Source organism: Dysgonomonas sp. 25, from assembly GCF_010501075.1.
In the GTDB taxonomy this organism is placed as follows: Bacteria; Bacteroidota; Bacteroidia; order Bacteroidales; family Dysgonomonadaceae; genus Dysgonomonas.
Map to the genome: position 1 here is coordinate 1 of NZ_QVMN01000039.1, position 350 is coordinate 350.

The window sequence follows — 350 nt, forward strand, 5'->3', positions numbered from 1 at the left end:
GATTTCGGGCAGGGTATCTTCACCAGACCTATATATCCACATGAAGGATTTCGAAGTGTTTTTTCTTCCATCCTCTTTGTGTACCTGACAGGGTGTTTCGTCAGCCATAATAACTTCTCGCTTTAGTAACTCTTCATGAAGGCGATTAAACATTGGCTGCAAATACAGGAGCGCAGCGCTATTAACCCAGTTAGCAAGTACAGAACGGCTTAGGTTTACGCCCAATCTCTCAAAGCTCTTAGCCTGGCGATTGAATGGGAGGTAATTTACATGCTTATCGTACATTACACGGGAAACTACAGAAGCCGATGCCAAAGAGTGTTTTAGTAACGCCGGCGGAACCGTAGATT

1 protein-coding gene is annotated in these 350 nt (G+C 44.6%); it reads right to left on the reverse strand.

Going from position 1 to position 350, the window contains the following annotated elements; translation table 11 throughout:
• A partial coding sequence (locus D0T66_RS16490; protein WP_370520816.1) for a transposase occupies positions 1-315 on the reverse strand: 315 nt, incomplete at its 3' end.
• Positions 316-350 lie beyond the last annotated feature (35 nt).